Origin of the sequence: Candidatus Agathobaculum pullicola, from assembly GCF_052117205.1 — a bacterium.
Taxonomy (GTDB): Bacteria; Bacillota; Clostridia; order Oscillospirales; family Butyricicoccaceae; genus Agathobaculum; species Agathobaculum pullicola.
Genome location: NZ_JBQKJP010000012.1, coordinates 31,361 through 53,760, shown reverse-complemented (window position 1 = coordinate 53,760; position 22,400 = coordinate 31,361). Strand labels below are relative to the sequence as shown.

The 22,400-nt window shown below is 49.7% G+C and carries 29 protein-coding genes; 12 read left to right on the top strand and 17 right to left on the bottom strand.

Going from position 1 to position 22,400, the window contains the following annotated elements:
- From ACTQ3V_RS06430 to ACTQ3V_RS06390, 9 genes are all read right to left on the bottom strand, one after another.
- Window positions 1–321, bottom strand: a complete 321-nt coding sequence (locus tag ACTQ3V_RS06430) for a helix-turn-helix domain-containing protein (protein WP_087233722.1) — start codon at window positions 319–321, stop codon at window positions 1–3.
- 66 nt (window positions 322–387) lie between these two features.
- On the bottom strand, window positions 388–2,034 hold the full coding sequence (locus ACTQ3V_RS06425; RefSeq protein ID WP_195450675.1) for a recombinase family protein: 1,647 nt from the start codon (window positions 2,032–2,034) through the stop codon (window positions 388–390).
- Window positions 1,991–2,896 (bottom strand): recombinase family protein, encoded by a 906-nt coding sequence (locus ACTQ3V_RS06420; RefSeq protein WP_087233717.1) that lies wholly within the window; start codon window positions 2,894–2,896, stop codon window positions 1,991–1,993. The genes ACTQ3V_RS06425 and ACTQ3V_RS06420 overlap by 44 nt, the downstream gene beginning before the upstream one ends.
- A 17-nt stretch (window positions 2,897–2,913) precedes the next feature.
- Complete coding sequence (locus ACTQ3V_RS06415) at window positions 2,914–4,455, bottom strand: recombinase family protein (protein ID WP_087233714.1); 1,542 nt, start codon at window positions 4,453–4,455, stop codon at window positions 2,914–2,916.
- Between the two features lie 193 nt (window positions 4,456–4,648).
- Complete coding sequence (locus tag ACTQ3V_RS06410; RefSeq protein WP_140400354.1) at window positions 4,649–4,807, bottom strand: SHOCT domain-containing protein; 159 nt, start codon at window positions 4,805–4,807, stop codon at window positions 4,649–4,651.
- Between the two features lie 555 nt (window positions 4,808–5,362).
- Window positions 5,363–5,839: a hypothetical protein gene (locus ACTQ3V_RS06405; protein WP_071430683.1), complete on the bottom strand. Its 477-nt coding sequence runs from the start codon at window positions 5,837–5,839 to the stop codon at window positions 5,363–5,365.
- Window positions 5,840–6,037: 198 nt separating this feature from the next.
- The gene (locus tag ACTQ3V_RS06400) at window positions 6,038–6,286 is read right to left on the bottom strand and encodes a hypothetical protein (RefSeq protein ID WP_071430685.1); all 249 of its coding nucleotides are present in this window, start codon (window positions 6,284–6,286) and stop codon (window positions 6,038–6,040) included.
- Entirely contained in the window at window positions 6,283–7,017 is a 735-nt protein-coding gene (locus tag ACTQ3V_RS06395; RefSeq protein WP_441466781.1) for an ImmA/IrrE family metallo-endopeptidase, read from the bottom strand. The genes ACTQ3V_RS06400 and ACTQ3V_RS06395 overlap by 4 nt, the downstream gene beginning before the upstream one ends.
- A 2-nt stretch (window positions 7,018–7,019) precedes the next feature.
- Window positions 7,020–7,271, bottom strand: a complete 252-nt coding sequence (locus ACTQ3V_RS06390; protein ID WP_071430689.1) for a hypothetical protein — start codon at window positions 7,269–7,271, stop codon at window positions 7,020–7,022.
- Window positions 7,272–7,534: 263 nt separating this feature from the next.
- On the opposite strand from ACTQ3V_RS06390, the gene ACTQ3V_RS06385 reads away from it, so the two are divergent.
- The 12 genes from ACTQ3V_RS06385 (at window position 7,535) to ACTQ3V_RS06330 (ending at window position 15,062) form a co-directional block, all read left to right on the top strand.
- Window positions 7,535–7,957 (top strand): helix-turn-helix domain-containing protein, encoded by a 423-nt coding sequence (locus ACTQ3V_RS06385; protein ID WP_071430691.1) that lies wholly within the window; start codon window positions 7,535–7,537, stop codon window positions 7,955–7,957.
- Window positions 7,958–8,028: 71 nt separating this feature from the next.
- On the top strand, window positions 8,029–8,544 hold the full coding sequence (locus tag ACTQ3V_RS06380; protein WP_071430693.1) for an ImmA/IrrE family metallo-endopeptidase: 516 nt from the start codon (window positions 8,029–8,031) through the stop codon (window positions 8,542–8,544).
- A 43-nt stretch (window positions 8,545–8,587) separates the two neighbouring features.
- Entirely contained in the window at window positions 8,588–8,893 is a 306-nt protein-coding gene (locus ACTQ3V_RS06375; RefSeq protein WP_441466780.1) for a carboxylate--amine ligase, read from the top strand.
- Entirely contained in the window at window positions 8,890–9,876 is a 987-nt protein-coding gene (locus tag ACTQ3V_RS06370) for an SEC-C metal-binding domain-containing protein (protein WP_071430698.1), read from the top strand. Before ACTQ3V_RS06375 ends, ACTQ3V_RS06370 begins: the two co-directional genes overlap by 4 nt.
- Window positions 9,877–9,880: 4 nt before the next feature.
- The gene (locus ACTQ3V_RS06365; RefSeq protein WP_071430700.1) at window positions 9,881–10,297 is read left to right on the top strand and encodes a UPF0158 family protein; all 417 of its coding nucleotides are present in this window, start codon (window positions 9,881–9,883) and stop codon (window positions 10,295–10,297) included.
- Window positions 10,298–10,334: 37 nt separating this feature from the next.
- A complete protein-coding gene (locus ACTQ3V_RS06360) occupies window positions 10,335–10,913 on the top strand; it encodes a flavodoxin family protein (protein WP_071430702.1) in 579 nt (192 codons plus the stop codon).
- Between the two features lie 24 nt (window positions 10,914–10,937).
- Window positions 10,938–11,321, top strand: a complete 384-nt coding sequence (locus tag ACTQ3V_RS06355; RefSeq protein WP_071430704.1) for an MmcQ/YjbR family DNA-binding protein — start codon at window positions 10,938–10,940, stop codon at window positions 11,319–11,321.
- Between the two features lie 27 nt (window positions 11,322–11,348).
- On the top strand, window positions 11,349–12,857 hold the full coding sequence (locus ACTQ3V_RS06350; protein ID WP_087233708.1) for a Y-family DNA polymerase: 1,509 nt from the start codon (window positions 11,349–11,351) through the stop codon (window positions 12,855–12,857).
- Complete coding sequence (locus ACTQ3V_RS06345) at window positions 12,854–13,513, top strand: endonuclease/exonuclease/phosphatase family protein (RefSeq protein ID WP_071430708.1); 660 nt, start codon at window positions 12,854–12,856, stop codon at window positions 13,511–13,513. Before ACTQ3V_RS06350 ends, ACTQ3V_RS06345 begins: the two co-directional genes overlap by 4 nt.
- Window positions 13,514–13,527: 14 nt before the next feature.
- Window positions 13,528–13,950 (top strand): YolD-like family protein, encoded by a 423-nt coding sequence (locus tag ACTQ3V_RS06340; RefSeq protein WP_087233705.1) that lies wholly within the window; start codon window positions 13,528–13,530, stop codon window positions 13,948–13,950.
- A gap of 435 nt (window positions 13,951–14,385) precedes the next feature.
- A complete protein-coding gene (locus ACTQ3V_RS06335) occupies window positions 14,386–14,703 on the top strand; it encodes a helix-turn-helix domain-containing protein (protein ID WP_071430711.1) in 318 nt (105 codons plus the stop codon).
- 131 nt (window positions 14,704–14,834) lie between these two features.
- On the top strand, window positions 14,835–15,062 hold the full coding sequence (locus ACTQ3V_RS06330; RefSeq protein ID WP_071430713.1) for a sporulation initiation factor Spo0A C-terminal domain-containing protein: 228 nt from the start codon (window positions 14,835–14,837) through the stop codon (window positions 15,060–15,062).
- 64 nt (window positions 15,063–15,126) lie between these two features.
- Here the strand turns inward: ACTQ3V_RS06330 and ACTQ3V_RS06325 are convergent, their stop codons facing one another.
- The 8 genes from ACTQ3V_RS06325 to pglZ form a co-directional block, all read right to left on the bottom strand.
- Window positions 15,127–15,366 (bottom strand): hypothetical protein, encoded by a 240-nt coding sequence (locus ACTQ3V_RS06325; protein ID WP_441466779.1) that lies wholly within the window; start codon window positions 15,364–15,366, stop codon window positions 15,127–15,129.
- Window positions 15,367–15,378: 12 nt separating this feature from the next.
- A complete protein-coding gene (locus tag ACTQ3V_RS06320) occupies window positions 15,379–16,347 on the bottom strand; it encodes a hypothetical protein (protein ID WP_071430717.1) in 969 nt (322 codons plus the stop codon).
- Window positions 16,348–16,367: 20 nt separating this feature from the next.
- Window positions 16,368–17,027, bottom strand: a complete 660-nt coding sequence (locus tag ACTQ3V_RS06315) for an SIMPL domain-containing protein (protein ID WP_083389885.1) — start codon at window positions 17,025–17,027, stop codon at window positions 16,368–16,370.
- A 2-nt stretch (window positions 17,028–17,029) separates the two neighbouring features.
- Window positions 17,030–17,206, bottom strand: coding sequence for a hypothetical protein (locus tag ACTQ3V_RS06310; protein ID WP_172724600.1), 177 nt, complete (start codon window positions 17,204–17,206; stop codon window positions 17,030–17,032).
- 70 nt (window positions 17,207–17,276) lie between these two features.
- Window positions 17,277–18,401, bottom strand: coding sequence for a cysteine desulfurase family protein (locus tag ACTQ3V_RS06305; protein ID WP_235821954.1), 1,125 nt, complete (start codon window positions 18,399–18,401; stop codon window positions 17,277–17,279).
- 9 nt (window positions 18,402–18,410) lie between these two features.
- Window positions 18,411–18,608, bottom strand: a complete 198-nt coding sequence (locus tag ACTQ3V_RS06300; RefSeq protein ID WP_071430723.1) for a hypothetical protein — start codon at window positions 18,606–18,608, stop codon at window positions 18,411–18,413.
- Window positions 18,598–20,049, bottom strand: coding sequence for a BREX system Lon protease-like protein BrxL (gene brxL, locus ACTQ3V_RS06295; protein WP_076944459.1), 1,452 nt, complete (start codon window positions 20,047–20,049; stop codon window positions 18,598–18,600). The genes ACTQ3V_RS06300 and brxL overlap by 11 nt, the downstream gene beginning before the upstream one ends.
- Window positions 20,050–20,061: 12 nt before the next feature.
- On the bottom strand, window positions 20,062–22,392 hold the full coding sequence (pglZ, locus tag ACTQ3V_RS06290; RefSeq protein WP_071430725.1) for a BREX-4 system phosphatase PglZ: 2,331 nt from the start codon (window positions 22,390–22,392) through the stop codon (window positions 20,062–20,064).
- Window positions 22,393–22,400 lie beyond the last annotated feature (8 nt).

The window sequence follows — 22,400 nt, the reverse complement described above, 5'->3', positions numbered from 1 at the left end:
CTACTCTCCTTTCTTGGGCGCCCGCCGTCTGGTAGGCAGCGCCAGGTCTTGCAGCTTCCTGCCGAATTCATCATCTTTGGCAATAAGCAGCAGGTCGCTGTCCATATTGTTCAGTGCGTGCAGCACGGCGGCATAGGAGCCGATGGATACCGTGGGCGCACCCTTCTCGATGGAGATGAGGGTGGCCCGGCTGATCCCCGCCCGCTCCGCCACCAGTTCCAGACTCAGCTTCCGGCGCAGGCGGGCAAGGCGGATCTGCTCACCCATCTGCTCCAGAATCTTTCTTGTCTGCGGCATGATGACCGCCGCTCTTTTGCCCATACATCATCGCCTCCTAACATACATTATAGTATATTACCTTGGCGATTATGTCAATTATATTTGAAGTTATTTGTTTTCCTCATTGAGCGCTTCCTCGATGAGATACCCGCCGCCGAAGATGATGTCCAGCCTGCCGTCGGGATATACCTTTACGCACTCGATCATCTGGTGGACGATGGTATCGTCGTACTCCATCTTTCTCGACGCACGATCTGCGATGATTTGCTGCAGCTGGAGGATGCGGCCATCATTCCCCTGGTCCGAGAGGAGGGCGTCCTCCAGCTTTTTGATTCTCCCTTGCAGGAGTTCGATGGTATCGGAAAGCTCCTTGAATTCCGCCTCATGGCTTTCAATGCCCTCGCCGCTCTCTACGCTCTCATTGATGAGGGACACCATTTTGCGGTTCAGACCATCGATTTTTCGGCGAAGCAGGTCGATTTCATCGCTGTTCCCGTTCAGCCCGATGGCCTCCCCAATGGTCGCCCTCATAAGTGCCAGATAGGTGGCCTCGTCTTCCTCATTGAAGCGGTTGACCGCCCGGACGATAGCAGCATGGAGCGCTTCCTCGTCTACTGTAGGGGAGGACTTGCAGTACCGCTTTCCGTAGTCCAATCGATTGATGCAGCGCCAGACCACCCGCTTTTTCCCACGGGATGTCCAGGTCACGCGCTTGTATCGGCTCCTGCATTCGGCGCAGATCATCACATTGGACAGCGCATACCGGGAGTATTTTCCGGTGGCCGTAGTGGCTGCTTTGGTGGAGTTTGGCTCCCGACTCATCCGCCTGGCGAGTTCTTCCTGCGTTTTGTGAAAGAGCTCTCGGCTGATGATACCAACATGGCTATTCTGTACATAGTACATGGGTGCCTCACCCGTGTTTTTGCGACGGACCTTGCCAATACAGTCAATTGTGACCGTCTTTTGAAGGATGCTGTCCCCGCAGTATCGTTCATTCCGGAGAATACCCTTAATCATGCTCGCAGAGAAGGAGAATCGTTTTCCTGGTATCTGGAGATTCTCTTCTCTGAGTTTGGTTGAGATCCGGTTGATGGTTTCACCTGACAGGTACATATTGAAGATTCTCTCCACGATGGATGCCTCCTCCGGGACGATCTCCGGTTCTCCGTCCTCGCCCTTTCGGTATCCAAGCAGGCACTTATAATTGAATACGGGCTTGCCGTCCTGGAATCGCTTCCGAAAGCTCCATGTGACATTCTTGCTGATGCTTTCGGATTCAGACTGTGCGAACCCTGCGTAGATGACCAGATAGAGCTCGCTGTCGATTTGCAGTGTGTCTATATTTTGCTCCTCGAAGTAGATGCCAATCCCTCTTGCCCTGAGCATACGCACATGGTCCAGGCAGTCAACAGTGTTTCTGGCAAATCTGGAGACCGACTTGGTGATGATATAGTCGATTTTTCCTGCCAGGCAGTCGTTGATCATCTTTTGGAACTGGGGCCGTTTATCTGCTCGAGTTCCTGAGATGCCCTCATCAGCGTACAGGCCGGCAAATTCCCACTCCGGCTTGGCGGCAATCATTTCGGTGTACACTTTTTTCTGGTTGGTGTAGGAGGTAAGCTGTTCCTCGCTGTCAGTGGATACCCGGCAGTAGGCGGCAACCCGGCGCTGGTGATATTGCTCCTTGTTGACGATCAGCGAGCGCTTCGGCTCAATGACCGATATGGTCTTTTTCGGTATCCTGGTTACATTCATTTTCATCCCCTCCGATCTCTACGTCGGTCTTGGTATGTAGGATCACCTGTCCTCCGCTTCCCAGCGTCAGATAGGCGACGATGTCACTAAAGTAGGCCGGACTGAATTCCTCCTGGGGCGTCATCATGCGCACACGTTTTCGGGCGATGGATGCGGCGATCTGCAGATGTGTATCGCTCTCTGCGTACAGCTGCTCCGCCATCTCAATTGTTTTGGCGATGACCAGGGCGTCACTGGGATTATCCCGCTCCAGTTCGGCATCGATTTCCCTGTTGATTTGCTGAGCCTCTGCCGACAACTCCCTTCGTTTTTTGGGGCGGGGTATGAGCAGGTGGCTGTTAGCGATGATGCGGTTCATCAGGATCGTCACCTTTTCCAGCAGATGCGTATCGGAAATTCGTATGCGCTGTCCGCAATCCGCATTGGTGCATTCCCAGCTTTCCCGAATCCGGTGCCTGTTGCTTACTCTCCTCCGCATTGGCGCCCCGCATTCCGCGCACCGGACCCGGTTCCGGAGCAGGTCGATCCCCTCCAGATTTTTCTCGAAGGTGTTCCGCTGGCGGGCTGTCCGCACCGCAGCAGCCTCCTCATACTGCTCCTCCTCGATGATGGGGTCATATTCTCCATCTCCGAGGTATTTGGCGTTTCCTATGATTCTTGCGATACGGGCTTTATCCCACACATCCGTCCTCTCGCTGTAGGGGATCTTCCTTTCAGTCAACAGTTCGGCAATGCTTTGGAGGGAAGCGCCGTTGATGTAGGCGCTGAATATCTCACGGATGACCATAGCTTCATCCTGTGCGATGACTGTCCTTCCGTTCCGCATAGTGTAACCGTATGGGATATAGCGTATCTTCTTCATTTTGAGGTTCCTCTCCGTCAGAGCATTTCTGTAAATCGCAGCCCGCCGATGAGGGTGACCGTCATTTCATCCCGGCGGGTGATGCGGATGGCCTGGACAATCTCGGCAAACAGCTTTTCATCGAATCGGTCCAGGGGTTCTTCCAACTCCTCCAGCAGTTTTTTCAGCCGTGTCACTTCCTCGATTATATCGGTGATGCCCGAGGAGAATTCACACTGGCGCTCACGCTTCAGTTGGCGCAGTTGGTCGTTGATATCCTGCACCTGAGCTTTGTGGACCTCGTCTTTGAGGTATCCTTTTGCATGGAGCTGTTCCACCATCACCAGCTTGGCATTGAGATCTGCGATGCTCCGGCTGATCTCCCTTGCGGCTGTGTTTTTCCGCTTTTGTTTCAGCTCGGCGGATTCCAGGCGGAGCAGGGTTTGACCCAGAATGTCGTATTCGGAGAACCGAAGCTTGTTGACCATGGCGATGAAGGCATCATAGATCCGATCCTCACTGTAGTAGTTCGAGTCGCATTGGGTGCGATCCTGAATGTGTTTGGAACATCCCCACTTGGCGGTCCCGGAAACCTGCCGCCTGCGAAAATACGAGCCGCACTCAGAACACTGAATGCGGCTCGTAAGAGGATAGATATTTTGCGCTGTGGATTTCCCAAAGATATCCTGACGCTTTTTCAGGAGGGTCTGGACCTTGTCGAAGGTTTCTCGGTCAATGAGCGGAGCGTGGGTCATGGAGGCGTAGAACATATCCTCCTGGCCTCGATTTCGGAACTGTTTGAACGGGACTGTGGTGTCACGGTAGGTTTTCTGGTATTTGCAATCGCCGCAATACCGTTCATTCCCAAGGATGTACGCCACCTTGGTGGAGCGCCAGAGGGATTTCCCGGTCTTAGTTTTGATGCCGCGGCTGTTAAGGTCGCGGGCGATCTCCGATGTAGACTGGCCGCTCAGGTAGTTTTCAAACATCATGCGGACGATGGCCGCCTCCGGTTCATAGACCACCAGTGCCTTTTCCACCAGCCGGAAACCGTATGGAGCGTTGCTGTCCACATACTCACCCGATTGCATCCGTTTCACGATGGAAAGCCGCTGGTTCTGGGAAATAGCCTTGGACTCCTCCTGCGCAATGGCAGAGAAGGTATTGAGGAGCATTTCATCCCCGAGGGCCAGAGTGTAGATTCCCTCTTTCTCGAACTGCACCCCCACGCCGAGCAGCTTCAGCTTCCGGACATATTCCAGAGACTCCTTGGCGTTTCGGGCGAAGCGGGAGACGGACTTGGTGACGATCAGGTCGATTTGGTGCTGTTCGCACATCTTGATCATTCGCTGGAATTCGGTTCGGTTCTGCGCTTTCATGCCAGACAGCCCTTCATCCGCGAAGATCTCCACCAGTTCCCACTCTTTTTTTCTCTGAATGAGGCTGGTATAGACCCGAATCTGGTTGGCATAGGAGTTCTGCTGATCTGCTGAATTGGAAGATACCCGGCAGTAGGCAGCGACTCGGACTTTCCGAATTTCCTGTCTGGTGATGGGCGAGATGAGTTTGGCCTGTGGCATCAGCAGAATCCCCTTTCTGGCTGAATTTTGGATTGTACTACATTTTGGTACAATCCACTTTTACGGTTCAAGCAACATTATATTCAAGAAGAAGATAAAATCCATTGAATAAATGCAGATCAGGAAATTTCTACATAGTCAACAGACTGCGCCGTGCAAACTCCATCAGATTAGACGATGCCGTCCTGACATCCTAATCCGCAATAACAAGATCCGAGCCGGTAAGCTTCTGGTAATATCGCTTGGCTCGCTCGTATTCAGCGGCGGTGATCACACCGCTGTTCCGCATCGATTTCAGCACGACCACGATAAACAGATAGTTTGCACTTTTGGTTTGTGACATGGTAATCATGGTGTGATCCCTCCTAACTGCAAAATTGAATTGATACCACAAAAATAGGGGCCACCCCGTCTGGTTGCGGCAGTGTTGGCTTACTTCGCTACATAGTGGGTGACCCCCATTGCTTCTGATATCAAGACGATTGTTCGTCTTTTTTTGCCTGTATTCGACACTACTTCCCCAGGCCAGGGCGGACATCTAAACTGCGGCGGGCGCCGCACTCCGGGAATCGAACCCCTCCGAGGATCTCTCCGAGCTGCCCCCATTGCTTGAGACTGTGGCTGGGCAGGGGTACCATTGTAGGCGGATGAGGTCTTGACGAAACAGACTGCCACGCCTGCTTTTGGATCGGTGGACCCGCTGGGCACCTTATTGGCCGTCATTGATAGAAGAGAAAGAGGGCTTTGCCCCTTTCTCCCCTACAGGTGGTCATCGCGCACCGTCCGCATCGCTCGCTCATCCGCTGATGTTATTTAGCTGCCGGATATTCAGTTGAAAAGGTTCAATGAAGGCGTCCGAAGAACCCCTTCACTTTACAACGGACATTTTTTCAGCAAATCACAACCATCACCCAAAAATATTTTTCGCTTTTTTCTGAATGAGTCGGATTGCATTCTGGACGCTCTGATAACTGACTCCCATTTGATCCGCATAAGCCTTGTAACTGATCCCATTCAGAATGCAAGCCTGGTAAATTCCATATTGGGTAGGAGTCAGGCTCTCTCGCAGTCTTTGTTCCAGCAGCTTCGTGGAGATTTCTTCTGTGTAATCGACCGTATCAGCCAACCAGTTGGAGTCTGTCACATCTTCAGGGAGCACATCCAGCGATAGAATCGTTGGTTTGGATATGCCGTCTCTATCCGCTTCCTGATCCAGTGACATTGCTCGACGGAACCGCTTTTCCTCCGAACGCAACACCTGCATCACAGTGCGCTCCACCTCTGTTACCTCGCCAGTAGCCTTGATCCGCACCATGCACTTGCCGTCCTCCGTTGTCCAGAGGTCATAGTCGAACTCGACTGGGGTTTTCGGGATTCCTTTCATTGCTTCGTCCTTTCCGCTGGTGCGAAGCAGCGGAATGACGAGGCAACAAAAAGAGCCGCATGACGGTGAGCGTGTAATTCCATACCGATAAATCAGGTGTTTCCATTTTGGAAACATCTGATCATGCGGCATTAGGAAGACTCACCAGTCAGCGGCTCCACAGCACAGCTATCAATATTTATTTGTTAATCTCTGCCCTTATCGGTCTTGATAAAAGCGAAGTTTTAACCGTCTCATACTGAGGACATTAAAGACGGTCTCCTGTCCACAGCGTTTGCACTTTGCTTGGACATGGCCTCTGGTGTCCTCAAATACAGCGATTGAATTGTGTCCACAGAAGGGACATTTCACCATCCTTGTTTTTTGGTTTGCGATGGCATGACGCGCTTTTCGGATCTTCTCCATCATTTCCTCAGACGGCTCAGAGATGCGGATATTCTTTTTCATGCCCACACCTCCAAGGGATCTGAATATTCCCGGTACGGACGATCCTCAATGTAACCGAGATGTCTCAGCCGGATTACAGCCGCCGACTTCGACACGGCAAACTGCCTACACAAAAGAGACAGTGATAACTTGTCACGATATGCGAACACCCCCTCGTAATTGATTAACTTCTTGCCACCGGCAAAATACCACATGGCAAGATCAATTTCTTTTTGCGGCATAAGGATGGCCGCGCCAAGGACATTAGCCTGCCATTCATTCCAGTCCTCGCGAGTCTTTAAGTCGCGGAGCGAATACACTGTCCGTGCCGAGTATTTCTTTGCATAGGCTGACTGCGCAGTTTCACTTTCCATCTGGAACAAAATCTGATGTGCGCACTCATGGGCAAGGGTAAAGCGTCTCTTGCCGCAGAGCTTTTGGACTTGTCCGGGTTGAATAAAGTTGGTGTCCATCAGAATTTGATTTTTCCTGAGTGGGATGGTTCGCTTCACGCCCATCTCTTCCGTGATATACTCGGTATCCGCATAGGCGGTCAGACCACAGATGCTTCCATCCGGGGAAAGATGGGCAAACGACACTTCCAAGCCAAGGTATTCCTTGGCGAACTGGTCAATCGGTGTCCCTCGTGCCATTCGTCGGATGTCCTTGGTTTCGCTGCCGAAAAAGAACTCATTGAAATCCTTGGTTACGGCTACTGCAATTTCTTCGATTTTCTTCTGGGATAAGATCATCGTTAGGTCTCCTTTGCTTCAACAAACCACTTGCTGCCCTCCTGAAACAGATAGGATTCTCTGCCACGGATCAGCACCGTATAGCGAATGCCGCCGCCACCCACCTTTTTGGAAGAGGCACGGCACTTATAGAGTACCTGATCGATCTGAAAAATTAGGCCGTTTTTCCACCGGATGAAGCGCGGATGGAATACGCCCTCCTGATCCACATCCAGATTGACCGAGACATAGGCTTTCCTGCAGTGTGCACTCATGTTTCTCACTCCTTGCTACACATAACGGGCACCGGCAACTTTCTCGTTGCCCGGTGTCCGTTACCAATTTCAGTCCAAACGAAAACGAACATCACATTTTGGTCTGCGCACTCTTGACGGGACACGCAAACCGATATACAATAAATGCGTAAAGCGATTGCGTATTATCATTATATGTAAACGGATTGCTTGTGTCAAGCACTTTTAGGCGGAAAACGCAAATAGATTGCATATTATCACGCTTACAGGTAGGAGGATATACTATGAGGTTCGGAGAAAAGCTCCGCGTACTGCGCAAGGAAAAGGGACTTACTCAGGCGGAACTTGCGAAACTGGCGGGAGTAGGACTCAAGACGATCACCAACTATGAAAAGGGCAGCACATACCCCCAGAACCGCGAGGTGTATGGCATTCTTGCCCGGATTCTCGGCTGCGATGCAGACTATCTGCACAACGAGGGCGACGATTTCATCGCAATGGCGGGGCAGCAATATGGCTATCGGGGCAAGAAGGGCGCCGAGCGACTGCTAAAAGAAGTAAGGGTAGCCTTTTCCGGAGGCGAGATGGCAGAAGAAGATATGGATGAGATGATGCTTGCCATTCAGGAAGCCTATATCGATGCGAAGAAGCGAAACAAGAAATACACGCCCCAAAAGTATCTGAAACAGCAGGAAGGAACGAAGTAAGCCCGCTCTATGGGACTTTTCATCTGTTATATTGAAACAGTACCATTCTGCCCGGAAGGGGTGATACCACTATGCTGATTCGAGCGGAGGAAGCCATTCAAAAAGCCAACCGTATTGTGCGGCAATGCGGCACGAGAAATGCTGACCGGATCGCAAGGGAGCTGGGGCTGATCGTCATGTCTCGTGATTTCTCCCGTCAAAAAGGCGCATACATGGTCATTGAACGAAACCGCTATATCTTTATCAATAAACATCTCGACCCCGTGATGCACGACATTGTTCTGCTCCATGAGATCGGCCATGACCGCCTCCACCGTAAAGATGCAATCCGTGCCGGCGGACTGCAGGAATTCAATATCTTTGACATGAGAGACAAGCGCATGGAATACGAGGCAAATATGTTTGCCGCACAGATCGCCCTTCCAGACGAGGAAATTCTGGAATACATATACGGCGGCTACGATGTGGGCCAGATTGCGCGGGCAATGTCTTCGGACATCAATTTGGTGGCGCTCAAGGTCTCAGAGCTGAACACGAGGGGGTATCGCTTCCGTGAACAGGAACACCGAAGCGATTTCTTAAAATGAACGAGATGGTTTTGCCGGGACAAGCGAAAAGGAGAAAATCAAGATGAAATATTTGCTGTATCGTTCCTTCGGGAATCTGGACAAGGATGTGAAGAAGCACGAGCTGGTGGCTGTGGAGTATGGAAAAGACATCTACGATGTGACCGACGCACTCATCAAGGCAGCTGCGGATGAGTGCGCCGGTCTGTCGGAATACGAAAAGTATGAGACCGCCGCCTTCGCTCCGGAGCGGACAAAGGATTTCCGTAAGACCAAGCGGTACGCCTACGAGATGACCGGCATTGTCTATCCTACCCATGCTGACAAGAATATTCTCATTGACTTTGGAATCGTGGAGGAAGCGGAATGAGCAGAGAGGAACCCTATTATATCCCGATGCCGGAGATATACGGGCGAAGAAAACTGAACGCCCTCTATCGGGAGATCCCGCTGAAGGACGCCACTTCCCGGCTCCTGCGGAAGTATTTTAATGCCGCCGCCAATCTGTACGGCATTATCCCCCTGCACAAGCTCTATGGGATCATCGCCTCCCAGAATAAATCCCTTGTAACCAGGGAGGAGTTTCTGGCCTTTGCCGAAATCGCGCGGCATGAGTGTGAGGACTACTACATCCTCGGCAAGTCTGAACTCTATTACGACGGCCCCGAAACGGAGCTGATGGAATATGAGGTCATCGACGTGCAGCTGATCGACGAGGATCTTGATCCCTATCACGAGGTCTTACGGGGCCATCAGGGAAAACCCTACTATGTGCCGGACAAAAAGGAGCTTCTGGCCTACGACAATCCCTTCTACTGGGAGAACACCCCAGAAGCGGAAGCATTCCGCACCTTCCTCCTGACCAAAACCACCGTGCCGGAGGACAAGATGGAAGCGGTTTTCGTAGACATCTACTATGGCCTCCACTGCATGAACGCCGGATTGGAGGATGTGCTGAACCGGTTGGATGAGATTGGCGTGGAGTTCCGCCGCAAAGTGGATGTAGGCGATTTTGCCGAGGTCTATACCCCCTTTCACAACCATGTGCGGATGCAATGCAACCGAGGGCATACTCCTGATGAACTTTTTGCCTTACTTCCCCCGGAAGAACGCATCCCCAAATCCCTTTCCTTTGGTCCGAACATCCGTCAGGCCATTGCGGACGGAACCATGAATCCCGAAGAGTTGCGGCAGGGGATCTTGACGATGGATATGCCAAGTGAAGAACTGCGTATGAGTTTATTGAAAGAGATTGCAGCGGCTCAAACTGCTGCTAAGCCGAAGAAGGTGGGGCGGAATGATCCCTGTCCCTGCGGCAGCGGTAAGAAGTTCAAAAAGTGCTGCGGACGGTGAGCATATGAAAATCAAGCTGCAAACAGTCATAGACGCAATCGAACAGGCCAGCGATGCCTACACGATGCTCTACGACACCAAAACCAACGAAACGGTTTATCTGCCCGATGCGTGGGTCACTGGTGAGACCGACGAGGCGCTTGCCGCTCTGGTTGAGAACGAACCGAAGCGGTTCCTGCATTTTCCGACAAAATATGATATCCACGAATACAGCATCATGGACTCCTTTGTGGACTACCTCCCGCCGGGAAGGATGAAAAACGAACTCGGCGCAGCGATCCGGGGCAGGGGTGCATTCCGGCGCTTCAAGCAGACCATCCGCTTCCACGGCATCGAGCAGCTGTGGTACGACTATCAGGCGGATGCCTACCGGGAGCTGGCAGAGCGCTGGTGCCGGGACAACGATGTGGAGTACGAATAAATTGGAAGCTGTATCAAGAGCAGAAAAGAGGTTCCGGATGAAAAACATTCTCATTATCCAAGGGGGCGGCAGACCCAACGGAAATACTGCCCAGTTGGTGGAACACTTTGCCCGTGGTGCGAAAGAAGCGGGGCATACCGTAGAAGTTATTTCACTGAGAAAACAGGAAGTAAAGGGCTGCATGGGATGCAACGCCTGTCGGTATGGAAAGCCTTGCGTACAGAAGGACAGCTTCAACGAGCTTGTTCCCAAAATTAAGGATGCAGACTGCATTGTCTTTGCCTCACCCTTACTGTTCTGGACGATTTCCGCTCAGCTAAAGGCGCTGATCGAGCGCTTTTATTGCATCGCAGAGGAAGATCCCAACCCGCCGTTGGGACGGTATGAGAAATACCCCTCCAAAGACTGCGCCTTGCTGATGACCTCCGCTGACAATTTCTTCTGGACATTTGAGCAAGCGGTTTCTTACTATCAGTTTACCCTTGTCAACTACATCGGATTCCATGACAGAGGGATGCTATTGGCCGGAGGCTGCGGCGACACCAACGGCAAGCCACAGATTGACAAGACCGACCATCTGCAAGAGGCATATGAATTTGGAAAACACATCTATTGAGCAATGCAGCGGGAGGTTTGCAGAATGAATCGGGGACAGTTCAAGCAATATATTCTTGAAACCTATCCCTGTGAGGCAAACCACCCGTGGATAAAATACCCCAACAACGAGGTTTTCCGGCATCCGGGCAACCGCAAATGGTTTGCCCTTGTGATGGATGTTCCCAAAAACAAGCTGGGTCTGGCAGGCTCGGATGTTATTGATGTGGTAAACCTCAAATGCGACCCGATCCTCATCGGCTCACTGCGGAAAGAACCCGGCATCTTTCCGGCTTACCACATGAACAAGGCAAACTGGATCTCGGTTGCCTTAGACGGCAGTGTGCCGGACGAACTGATCAAAATGCTGCTGGATATGAGCTATGGCGCAACAGCGCCCAAGAGGAAAAAGAAAGCCAAGAAAAGCTGATGCCGCTGAAAGGAGGCGTACCGAAGCATGAAGCAGCGCACTTACATCGCAATCGACCTCAAGAGTTTCTACGCTTCGGTGGAATGCCGGGAGCGCGGGCTTGACCCCATGGACACCAATCTTGTTGTGGCGGATGAAAGCCGCACTGACAAGACCATCTGCCTTGCCGTCACCCCAAGCCTCAAAAGCTATGGCATTTCCGGCCGGGGGCGGCTCTTTGAGGTCAGGCAGCGGGTCAGGGAGGCCAACGCCGGACGGCGGCACGACGCTCCGGGCAGAGTGCTGGAGGGCAAGTCACACTTCATCTCTGAGCTGCAACAAAACCCGAAGCTGGAAATCGACTTCATCATCGCCCCGCCCCGCATGGCCTACTACATGGAATACAGCACAAAGATCTACGAGGTCTACCTGAAATACATCGCCCCGGAGGACATCGTGGTCTACTCCATCGACGAGGTATTCATGGATGTGACCGACTACCTGAATACCTACAAGCTGTCTGCCCATGACCTTGCCATGAAGATCATACTGGATGTCATTGAGACAACAGGCATCACGGCCACGGCGGGGATCGGCACCAACCTCTTTCTCTGTAAGGTGGCCATGGATATTGTGGCGAAGCATATCCCAGCGGATGAAAACGGGGTACGCATCGCCCAGCTGGACGAGATGACCTACCGGCAGACCATGTGGTCGCATCAGCCTCTCACCGACTTCTGGCGGGTAGGCCGTGGCTATGCAAAGAAGCTGGAAGAGCATGGGATGTTCACCATGGGCGATGTGGCGCGGATGTCCGAGCGCAACGAGGACCTACTGTATCAACTCTTTGGGAAAAATGCGGAGTTGCTCATCGACCATGCGTGGGGCTGGGAGCCGACCACCATTGAGGCGATCAAGGCATACAGGCCAAGCTCCAACAGCTTAGGCTCCGGGCAGGTGCTTCACTGTCCCTACAATGCGGAGAAGGCACGGCTTGTCCTGCGGGAGATGGCCGATATGCTCTCGCTGGATCTGGTGGACAAGGGGCTTGTCACCGATCAGCTGGTGGTGACGGTGGGCTATGACATCGAAAACCTCACCGACCCGGCCAGAAAAGCAAAGTACCACGGTGCGGTTGTGAAGGATCATTACGGACGCCAGATCCCCAAACACGCCCATGGCACCATCAATCTGGACGGACACACATCATCTACACGCAAAATAATGTGCGCTGCGGCAGAGTTGTTTGATTGCATTGTAGGCAAAAACCTTCTCATCCGAAGGCTGAATGTGGTGGCGAACCATGTCCTTCCGAAAGAGTCTGCGCCGGTGAAAAACGGGGGCTTTGAACAGCTCGACCTGTTTACCGACTATGCCGCACAACAGGCGCAGCAGGAACGGGAAAAGCAGGAATTGGAGCGGGAGCAGAAAATGCAGACGGCTATGCTGACCATCAAGAAGAAGTTCGGCAAGAATGCGATCCTCCGGGGAATGAATTTGGAAGAAGGGGCAACGGCCAAGGACAGGAACGGGCAGATTGGAGGGCATAGGGCGTGAAAATTGCCACATGGAATGTGGAGCGGCTCAGGCACAAAAAACAGCTCGACCAGATACAAGGCTTATGTGATGGCATCCATGCCGACATCCTTGTGCTGACCGAGACAGACAAGCGGCTGCATCCCGATTATGCCTTCTGCTGCGAGACCACATCATTGATGGGAGATAAGACCATTCCCTATGCCGTCACAGAAAATCGCGTCTCGCTTTACACCAACTATCCCGTTGTTCGGCTGCATCAAACCTATGATTCGCGTACCGCCCTCTGTGCTGAGCTAAAGACGGAAAAAGGGAATCTGCTGGTGTATGGGACAATCATAGGTACGCTGGGCAATCGTCATTCTTCCTTCATGGAACAACTGCACCGGCAGTGTGATGACATTCGCCGCCTGTCCGAATTGGGCGATGGGATATGTGTCTGCGGAGATTTTAACTGCTCCTTCTCGGATAACTACTGTTTCACACAGGCCGCAAGGACAACGCTTCTGGATTTGTTTCGTGATACAGGATTGACCCTTTTGACCGAAAGACAGACAGAGTGCATTGACCACATTGCCGTGTCAAGCAGTATGGTTACCACCAAACGGCCAGTTCTGGAAGAATGGAATGTGGACAAGCGTTTATCCGACCACAAGGGAATTGTGGTCACCTTTTGAGGGGGGCAAAAATCATGAAAACACAGTATGATGACATCATCCATCTGCCCCATCATGTCTCCAAAACAAGGCCGCAGATGTCCATGCTGGACAGAGCGGCACAGTTTTCCCCCTTCGCCGCTCTCACCGGCTACGAGGATGCCATCCAGGAAACCGGACGGCTGACAGATACAAAAGTGGAGATTGGGGAGGAAGTGCGGGAGGAGCTGGACCGGAAACAGCAGTACCTTCAGGACATCATAGCAGACCGACCGGAGATCACCATTACCTACTTCGTCCCGGATGAGAGGAAGGCCGGAGGCTCCTATACATCCCACACCGGCAGTCTGAAACGGATTGACTATTATGAGCGAGTATTTGTTCTGACCGATGGGACGAAAATCCCACTGGATGAGATCGCCGATATCGAGAGTGAATGCTTTCGAGGAATTTTGTGATTACTGCTTTCCCTGCGACCAAACCGAAGAAGAGTCCTCCTATATGGCTGGGAATTTCTGTTCTTTGGCACCAGTATCGATGCGGTGGAGACTACAAGGCATTCGGGCATCGGGGCGGATCGTGTTGTAAACTATTACTGCGGCAGCGCCAGGACAGCTCGACCATGAGGTCTTGCGTGAAGCCATCTGCACTGTTCGAGTCAGTGCGCCGCTGGATGCAGATTGAAAAAAACGATTGATTGGTGCGTGCTATCAAAAGCGCAGTCAATCAATACTGCCTTACCTGATACTCGATTTTTCTATCTTTGCTGAAAGTTATCCGCGTAAACAGTTCTTTAGAATTATACCTCGTTCTTTGGATTCTGTATGAATCAGGCCATCACCACTATACTATTCTTTAGAACAAAAGCGAGTTCTAAAGGAGGCGGTGGCAGGATGGATGCAAGAGCAGTTGGACAAAGAATCAAGGCTGCAAGGGAGAAAAAGAACATGACACAAGAAGATCTTGCCGCCTGCATTGACATTAGCCCGACCCATGTGAGCGTGATTGAACGCGGAACCAAGATTCCGAGGATGGACACTTTCGTAGCGATTGCAAATGTGCTTGGCGTATCTGCGGATGACCTTCTGGTGGATGTGGTGGATCGAGCGACTGCCGGAGTTGCTTCGGAGCTTTCTGCCGCCATCGAGGCGCTCCCTCACGAAGAAAGGATGCGGGTCTTAAAAGTAGTGTCTGTATTGGTAGATAGATGAGTGTGGAAGAGCTTTCGGCTCTTCCACGCTTTTTCTTTTTCCTCTGTCAAAATGTGAGTGATTTCGACATTCTTATGATGTTATACTTGCGCCAAAGAACAAGAGAAAAGTCTAAAGACGGAGGAATATCCATGAAAAACTTTGAAGAGATTATTGCGAAAATTGCCAGGGAGAACGGAACCACGCCAGAAAATGTACTCCGTGAAATGCAGTTGGCTATTGATCATGCTTACGATCACCATGACAAGGAGGCGCAAAAGTTATGGGATATGATGTCATTCAAAAGCGACAGACCGACACCGGAAGAGTTCATCTTTCAGGTGGCAATGATGCTGGATAAAAACGGATCATTACATTAAATTGGATGCTCTGACCATGTTGTAGCGGGTTTCCCTCTGCTATCTTCTCGGTGGCTTTATAGCCTTAGTCATTGAACAAGGCATCGTATTCCTTAATTCGATCTATCCAATCCAGTTCCCTTTGCCGCTTTGCATTATCATCTATGACAATCGCCTCGGGATAAACCTTCAGGATTGCCTCATTCATCTTGCGCTGTTCCGCCTTTGTGGTAGGAATCCGTTTCTTGCCGCCATACCAGGTTTTCTTCAGCTTTTGCGTCACATCGAAGGCCGGCGCAGGAGCCTTTTTCTTTTTTCCAAACATCAATGCACCTCATCAATCCATGCTGCCATCGCCTTTGTTACCTCCAAACTCGCAGCCGTATTGATGACCGTGGCCATAGTACCATCGTCCATAGCGATACCCATAGTGGGGAGGGCAGTTGGCGCAGTCCCCGTTACAATGTCCGTTATGCTGGTGTCGTTCGCTGTGCCGGGAAACTGCATTGATTCCGGCAATCGCAGCGAATAGCGTTCCCCAAAAGCCCAATCGAGGTGCTGCGGATTCCTGATAAGATATGTCCTCGTAGATGGGCTCATTGTGAAGTTCCAGATGATGCTTTTTCGCAATCTTCAAATATGTATCGTCTGGGAGTACATCATACAACTCCTCAGCTTGATTGGCATCAAATGTCCCTTGGGCGGTCAGCGACATTTTTTCAATGAGGGATTCCGAAATTCCAAAATCGAGCCACTCCATGATTTGCTGCGGAGCGAACCGCACCTTGCCCTGTAACGATTTCTCAATCAGAGTCTCGATAGTTGCCTGGTCAAGATAATCCCTCAAAATATCAAGCTGCTCAGCGTCAAAGCATCCCGTGACTTTCATTACCATCGTTTTGAAGGTCTCTTCATCTGCGCAGTCAACCAACTCCATAATCGTTGCCGGTGCATATTGGTCGCTCGTAGCCTTTTTCAGAAGTGTCTGGAATACTTCATCATCCATGCAGCCGGTGAGGGTATCCAACGCTTCATCGGAAAGTGTTCCTTGGACGGAGGAAACGACACGCTTCATCGTCGCTGTATCCACGCAGCAATTCAAATCCTCAATATTCTCGACTTGAAAGGTGACACCGGCATCCAAGGCTCTGTTTATCAGCCGACTTGCGGCCTTTTCATCACACAATTCCATAGCTACTTCGGTGACTTCAGCCGGGGAGCCATAGGAGGTGAGGGCGGAAAGCCGTCGAATCTGTGTACTCGTCGCCCAGTCATAGAACTTTTCGTAATATTCATCCCAAGTCATTTCCGCACCTCACATTCTGATTATCGAATCTCCCAGACGAAAGTGGCTGTGTCGCTTACATCAATGTCATCCGGTTCGATGTCCATATCGGCCATGGCTCCCATCGGCATCGCCAAGCACTTTTCATCAAGCATATATTCAGTGCGTGAGACAACATTGAGTTCGCCCCAATTATAGTCGATGGCGAGCAGATCTCCCAGCGCCACATTCGAGGCTTCGCAAAGAATTTCCGCTTTTTCCCGTGCGTTGATCGTTGCGGATTTCAAAAGCTTCTTGTTGACCGCAGACGGGTCTTTTACTGTGAAGGCGATGGACAGCTCTGGTTTGGCAAGACATTTTGAGATTGCGGAAAGGGACTGCGCCAGCCGCCTTGTGTCGAAATCAAATTCAACTTTGAGCCGGTGATTGCAGATATATCCGTTGAATACGCTTTTATAGTTGCCGTTTCTGTCTTTTACTCGTTCATAGTCTGTGCGAACATTGAAATTCACGGTTTTTACAGACTTCTTCTTAAATCCGACAGATTCCAGCGCCTTGTTTAGATAGTCAATCTGGAGTGCGGCCTGTTCCATCGCTTTTTCGTAGTTCGTATCCTGCGCTTCAAGGCTCATGGAGATGACGATGTAATCCGGCGGAGTGGAGACTCTGCCAACTCCTTTTACGGTTATCGTCCTTGACATCATCACACCTCTTTTCTGTTTTCCTTGTCACGCTCTGCTTTCCACCGTTCAAATTTCTCAACATTCTTGGGGTCGGAATAGAACTCCCTGCAAGATTGCAGCAGTGTACGGCAGAGGGCTTTCATTTCATATTCTGGGATTTGGCTAAAATCAATCAGGGGTTGTTCTTCGCTCATCATGACACCACCTTACAGGGACTTCATCACATCCAGCAAGTGCTGATGATTGTTATCGTATTCAATAGAAGCTCTACTTCAAAATTCGCAAAAGTGCATCAACGATTTCGTCGATATCGCCTTCTGTATTGTTCTTTCCTAACGACAATCGTATTGTTCCCTTTGCCAGTTCTGGCTCCAGTTTAATCGCCTGCAACACATGGGATATTTGTGTTTCTCTGCTATTGCAGGCTGAACCAGTAGAGACACAGATTCCCATCAAATCCAATCGGTGCAAGAGGGCTTCACCACTGTAGCCGGGGAAAGAGAGACTGATGTTCCCGGGGATATGTGCTGCGCTCCCATTTCTGGAAAATCGTACATTCGCATCTGACAAGCCCATGATTAGTTTGGTTTCCAGCCGAGTTAAATGCTCCGCTGTATCTTTCAGTCCATCTACACATTTTTTTAATGCAGCCGCCATACCTACAATAGATGCGATATTCTCTGTGCCCGCCCTCATGTGGTTTTCCTGACTGCCGCCACTTGCGTATGGAGCCAGCGGCGTCCCTTTTCGGACATACAGGAAGCCGATACCTTTGGGACCATGGAATTTGTGGGCGGAAGCAGAAAGCATATCTACACCAAGATCGTTCACATCTATTTTGATATGTCCAACCGCCTGAACAGCATCGGTATGAAACATTGCGCCAACGGAATGAGCAATGGCAGCTAACGCTGGAATGTCCTGAATGGAGCCTATCTCGTTGTTGGCGGCCATAATAGAAACCAGCCGAGTATCCGGTGCAATGTGTTCTGACAGCGTTGCGGTATTTACTTTGCCGGTAGAATCTACCGGCAGATAAAAAACGGGATAGCCCATTCTTTCAATATCAGCGCACGGACGCAAAATCGCATGGTGCTCAATGGCTGATGTTATAAATCCGTGTTTTTCCGGGTCGAGAAATGCAGTTCCCTTTATTGCCCAGTTGTTGCTTTCCGTACCACCTGAAGTGAAAAATATTTCGTCAGGTTGAGCGCCAATACACTGGGCAATGATTTCCCTCGATTCCCGCAGAGCTTTTTTGGGCGCTCTCGCAAATGAATAGGGCTGCGAAGCGTTTCCGTATTCTTCTAAAAGATATGGTTGCATCGCCTCAAACGCATCAATATCCAGTTGTGTTGTGGCTGCATTATCCGCATAGATAAAACGCTTCACAATCCCACCTCATTCAAATAATTTACAGCCTTCCTCTTTGAACTCCTCGATTTTATCAAGCAATTCCTCAACAGTACACCCAAGATATTCGGCAAGGCAATCCATACAGTAGAAATTCTCCATGTCTTCGCCCAATAGTTTTTTGTTAATACCGATGGTGTTCTTGTTAAGATTATTTTTACCGCAGATGATACAATCAATTTTCATAAGGAATCTCCTTCAGCGAGAAAGAAGGCACATCCTTACCCTTGAACTCCACATCGAGAATCCCAAGCTGCCGTTTGATGATTTTACGCATACGGACAGCAGGACGAAGGCAATATTGCTGGAATCCCTTTGGATTGATGTCCCGTGCGCTCCGCACATTCGGGAACAACAGCTTCAAATATGCTGTTGCAATGCGCTTTACGGCCTCCGTGTCACGGGTATCTGCCCTATCAGGAACATCAATAATTTGATCAACAATCGCTCTATAACTCACATCATTGCGAAGCTCGTGCAAAATGGTGCAGAAGTATTCTGAATTTAACGCCCAGCCGGACAGCTTCAAATCATCATTCATTCTTGGTATATCCCAACCCTTGATGAAACCATGGATTCGGTCTACCAATGCACTTTCTTGAAATAGTGAGGGCAGCTCGGAGAACATATTCTGCCACTCATCCATATTATCCTGTGCGATGTTACCCAGGAAGATGATGCCTGCATCAGATTTCCCCTCGTAGCCACCGATGTTAAACTGTCCATACTCCATATATCCCTGCATGATAGAGCGCATTTCGTTCACATCGCCAAACTGCACCAACTTTACCTCATCTATTGCGATAAAGTCGTGGCCGGTAACAAAGCCGGGAGTCTTCCGAGCGGTATCATAAAACATTTTTGCCCGAGTTACCTTTCCGCCATCTGTTAGAAGACCATATTTACTCACATGGCCAAATACATAGGACTTGCCAGTTCCTTTGGGTGCAAGCTCTATCAGATTGAGGCGTTTCTCCACAAAGGGAAGAATGCGTGTCAGCATGGAAAGCTTTTGTTCCTCACTTTCATACCCGCCCGCATTGTAATCTATGGCCCCTAACAGCACATCAATCCACTCGGAAGTTGTAAATTCATTCCGAACATCCTTGTAATAATCAAGGTCAATAGTATAAGGGCAGAAATTTGTAAATCCAGTAAGGCGAATTTTCCCTGGAATTTTAGGCTTCGCAGTGTCATCCGGGGGTCGATAGCCGAGCTCGACCACACCCCAGACCTCCTGCCCACTGATAAGCTCTCCACGATACTGATCCCATGTAGACACATCAATCATGGTTTCTTTATTTGTCAAACCGAAGTCGGGCAATGAAAAGGTGATTTCTCCGGTTTTTATGCTTATATCGACAGAAATCTTGGTCAGGAGTTTGACACGCTCGTTATCGTTAATGATTCTATCTTTGATTCTGACCCATTCTTCTTTATTCGGAAGATAGGTGCGGATAAAATCCGTAAGTTCGTCTATGTCCAGATTACCTTCATCATCAGCAAACTTTTTGAGCAGCCAGTCTCTCAAAAACGATGGCAGACCTAACGCAGAAAAGAAGTTGCTTTTCTTCAAATCCTTGTAGACGACCATTTCATCGAAACAATCCCGAAGTTTTTCGGTCACGAGTATCCCTCCTTACAGAATGTTCTTTTCGCTGCCGCTTTCTTTTTTCACTCGAAGTGGCAGGCCAGTGGCAACAGGCATTCCACCGGCAAATACATCTACGCTGTATGTCTTGGCACGACGAATTTCAGTCATTTCCTCAACAACATAGAAATTATCAGCAGTCGGTTTTGCTTCGTAGGTATGACCGTCTATTACGACGCTGACATCCACCAACTTTTCCGTAGAAAATACTTTAATGGCAGCTTTCTTGCGGAAACTAACGAAAATTTCGGGGATACCCGTAAATGTTGCAGTTGAATCAATCGGCATTATTTTAACTTCAACGGCATCGTTAAGATACGAAATCTCGATAATCGGTACGGTAACTTCCTCCAATGTTGCGCCGCCATGAACCTCAACATTCGCTTTCCGGCTTCCCTTAAAACGGTCATAATTGGCAAGCGCCCAGAAATCTTCCGCATCCGTGGCACTGTCCGGCCTCTCATCGACCTCACTTTTCGGACAACATCTCCCAGAGTGCTTCCCGCTTGATTGCATTTCCCATAGATTTTCGGTTCCGTGAATTACAGCAAGCCGACTGGCACCATGGTCTGCAATTAAGATGGCCTTTTGATAGTCGCCGTTTGTGAGGTTTGTTTTGATTTTCTTCAGGAGTTCATCAATCAGCTCCAGTTCACGAATCAAATGAATCGGGAGCTTACGATCCTCTCGACTATAATCATAGCCTTCCTCACCGTGATGCTTGATTTTATCTATCTTATCAACAGAGATGATGGGGAATCGATCTGTGGATAGGACATCCCAAAATTCCTTGTTCCGACTGGTGATGGATGGAAGCTCACATCTGCACACAGTAACTTTCGCCATGAGTTTAAGTGCATGACATCTGGACATGATATAGCCAAGATACTCCACGCCCATTGCATCTGTAAAATAAGTCTGGGTATCCGTTACATCAATTCCTTCTATCACAGAACTGCGTGGCGGGAGAATTCTGTTATAATCCCGATCGACTGCTTGCTTTTCGACAAGTGTCATGAAGTCCGGGAAAATCTTATTGACAACCTTCTGATATTTGTACTCCTGGAAATAGTTATCAAGCAGTTCACTTTTGAAATGGTACGCTGTCAGATACGCCCGAAGATCAGGATAAATTCGCTCCAATATATCAAGAAGTTCTGCTCTCCCGAAGTCCTCACTGTATCTATCCAACAGCTTGAAAATAAGCTCCTTTTCCTGAAGGGTATTGTCTGTCAGGTAGCAGAGCGCATATTTCCCCTTGCTTTGGACTATCTTGCAAAATCCACTGACCTCATCAAGTGGGTTTTCAATGGAATTCAAAAGGTCTTTTCTTTGTCTATATTGGGAAATAAAGTCTTTGTCGGTCGGATCTTCCTCTAAGATAGTACGATACAAGCTGTGAATCAGCCCGGATGGGGAAGTAGCCGTTTCTATTGCCTTGTTGAAGTAGGAGTTGTTTCCCGCATGGAACAGTTTGAGCCCGATAAAGTACAACCAAAGCCATTTCTTGTTAGAAGCTTTTTGTTTGTAAGTAGAGATAACAATATCCAAATTGTTGACGCTCCCTATTTGGGCGGAAATCAACTGTTGCCAAGAAGAATATTTCCGAAACTCTGTCAAAGCATACTGCCAGTTCTCTTCATCTCCGTAACTTTCTGGCAGTACAGATGTCATTGCGTCCAAATGACACAATACTTCATAAGGATTCTTCAAATCTGAGATCGTATAGAGCGAAAACGGATACTGATCCTTGCTTTTTGCAGTCTCGATGTATAGAATCTCTGCTGCGGCTGATTCCACCGCCTTGGCCATGCCTCGAAGCCCTTTTACCAGCGCACTTGCGTCCGTAGGTTGAATGCCCTCTGCGGTAAAAATCAGCTTAGGACGAGCGGATGGTATCCCCTCTAAAACGCAAATTCTGCTATCAAGGCGCCTGTCATTTTTAATAAGGGTATGCAAGTATTCCACACATTGAAAGGTGAGGATAACTGCATGGCCCTCAGTGCTCATAGATAGAAGTTCTTTTAATTCTTGCACCAAGGCCTTTTCGCCTTTTAACTTGAGGAAGCTCGTGATCTCACTGACAAAAAAGTTGGTATTCTCATGAGCAAGGCGTTCAAGAATGTTGGGGATGACAGGGAATTCATCAGGTTTGCAAAACGCCGCATCAGAGGCACAAAGAAAGACATTTTGGGGCAATTGATAGTGGAGCATGATGGCTTCCAAATCTGCCTTGTTTTGAACATCTACGATAAGAGGCTCGACATTATCTTTCTTCAGATAGCGGTCAATTTTTTTAATGACTTCTTGGATGGTCATTTTGCACC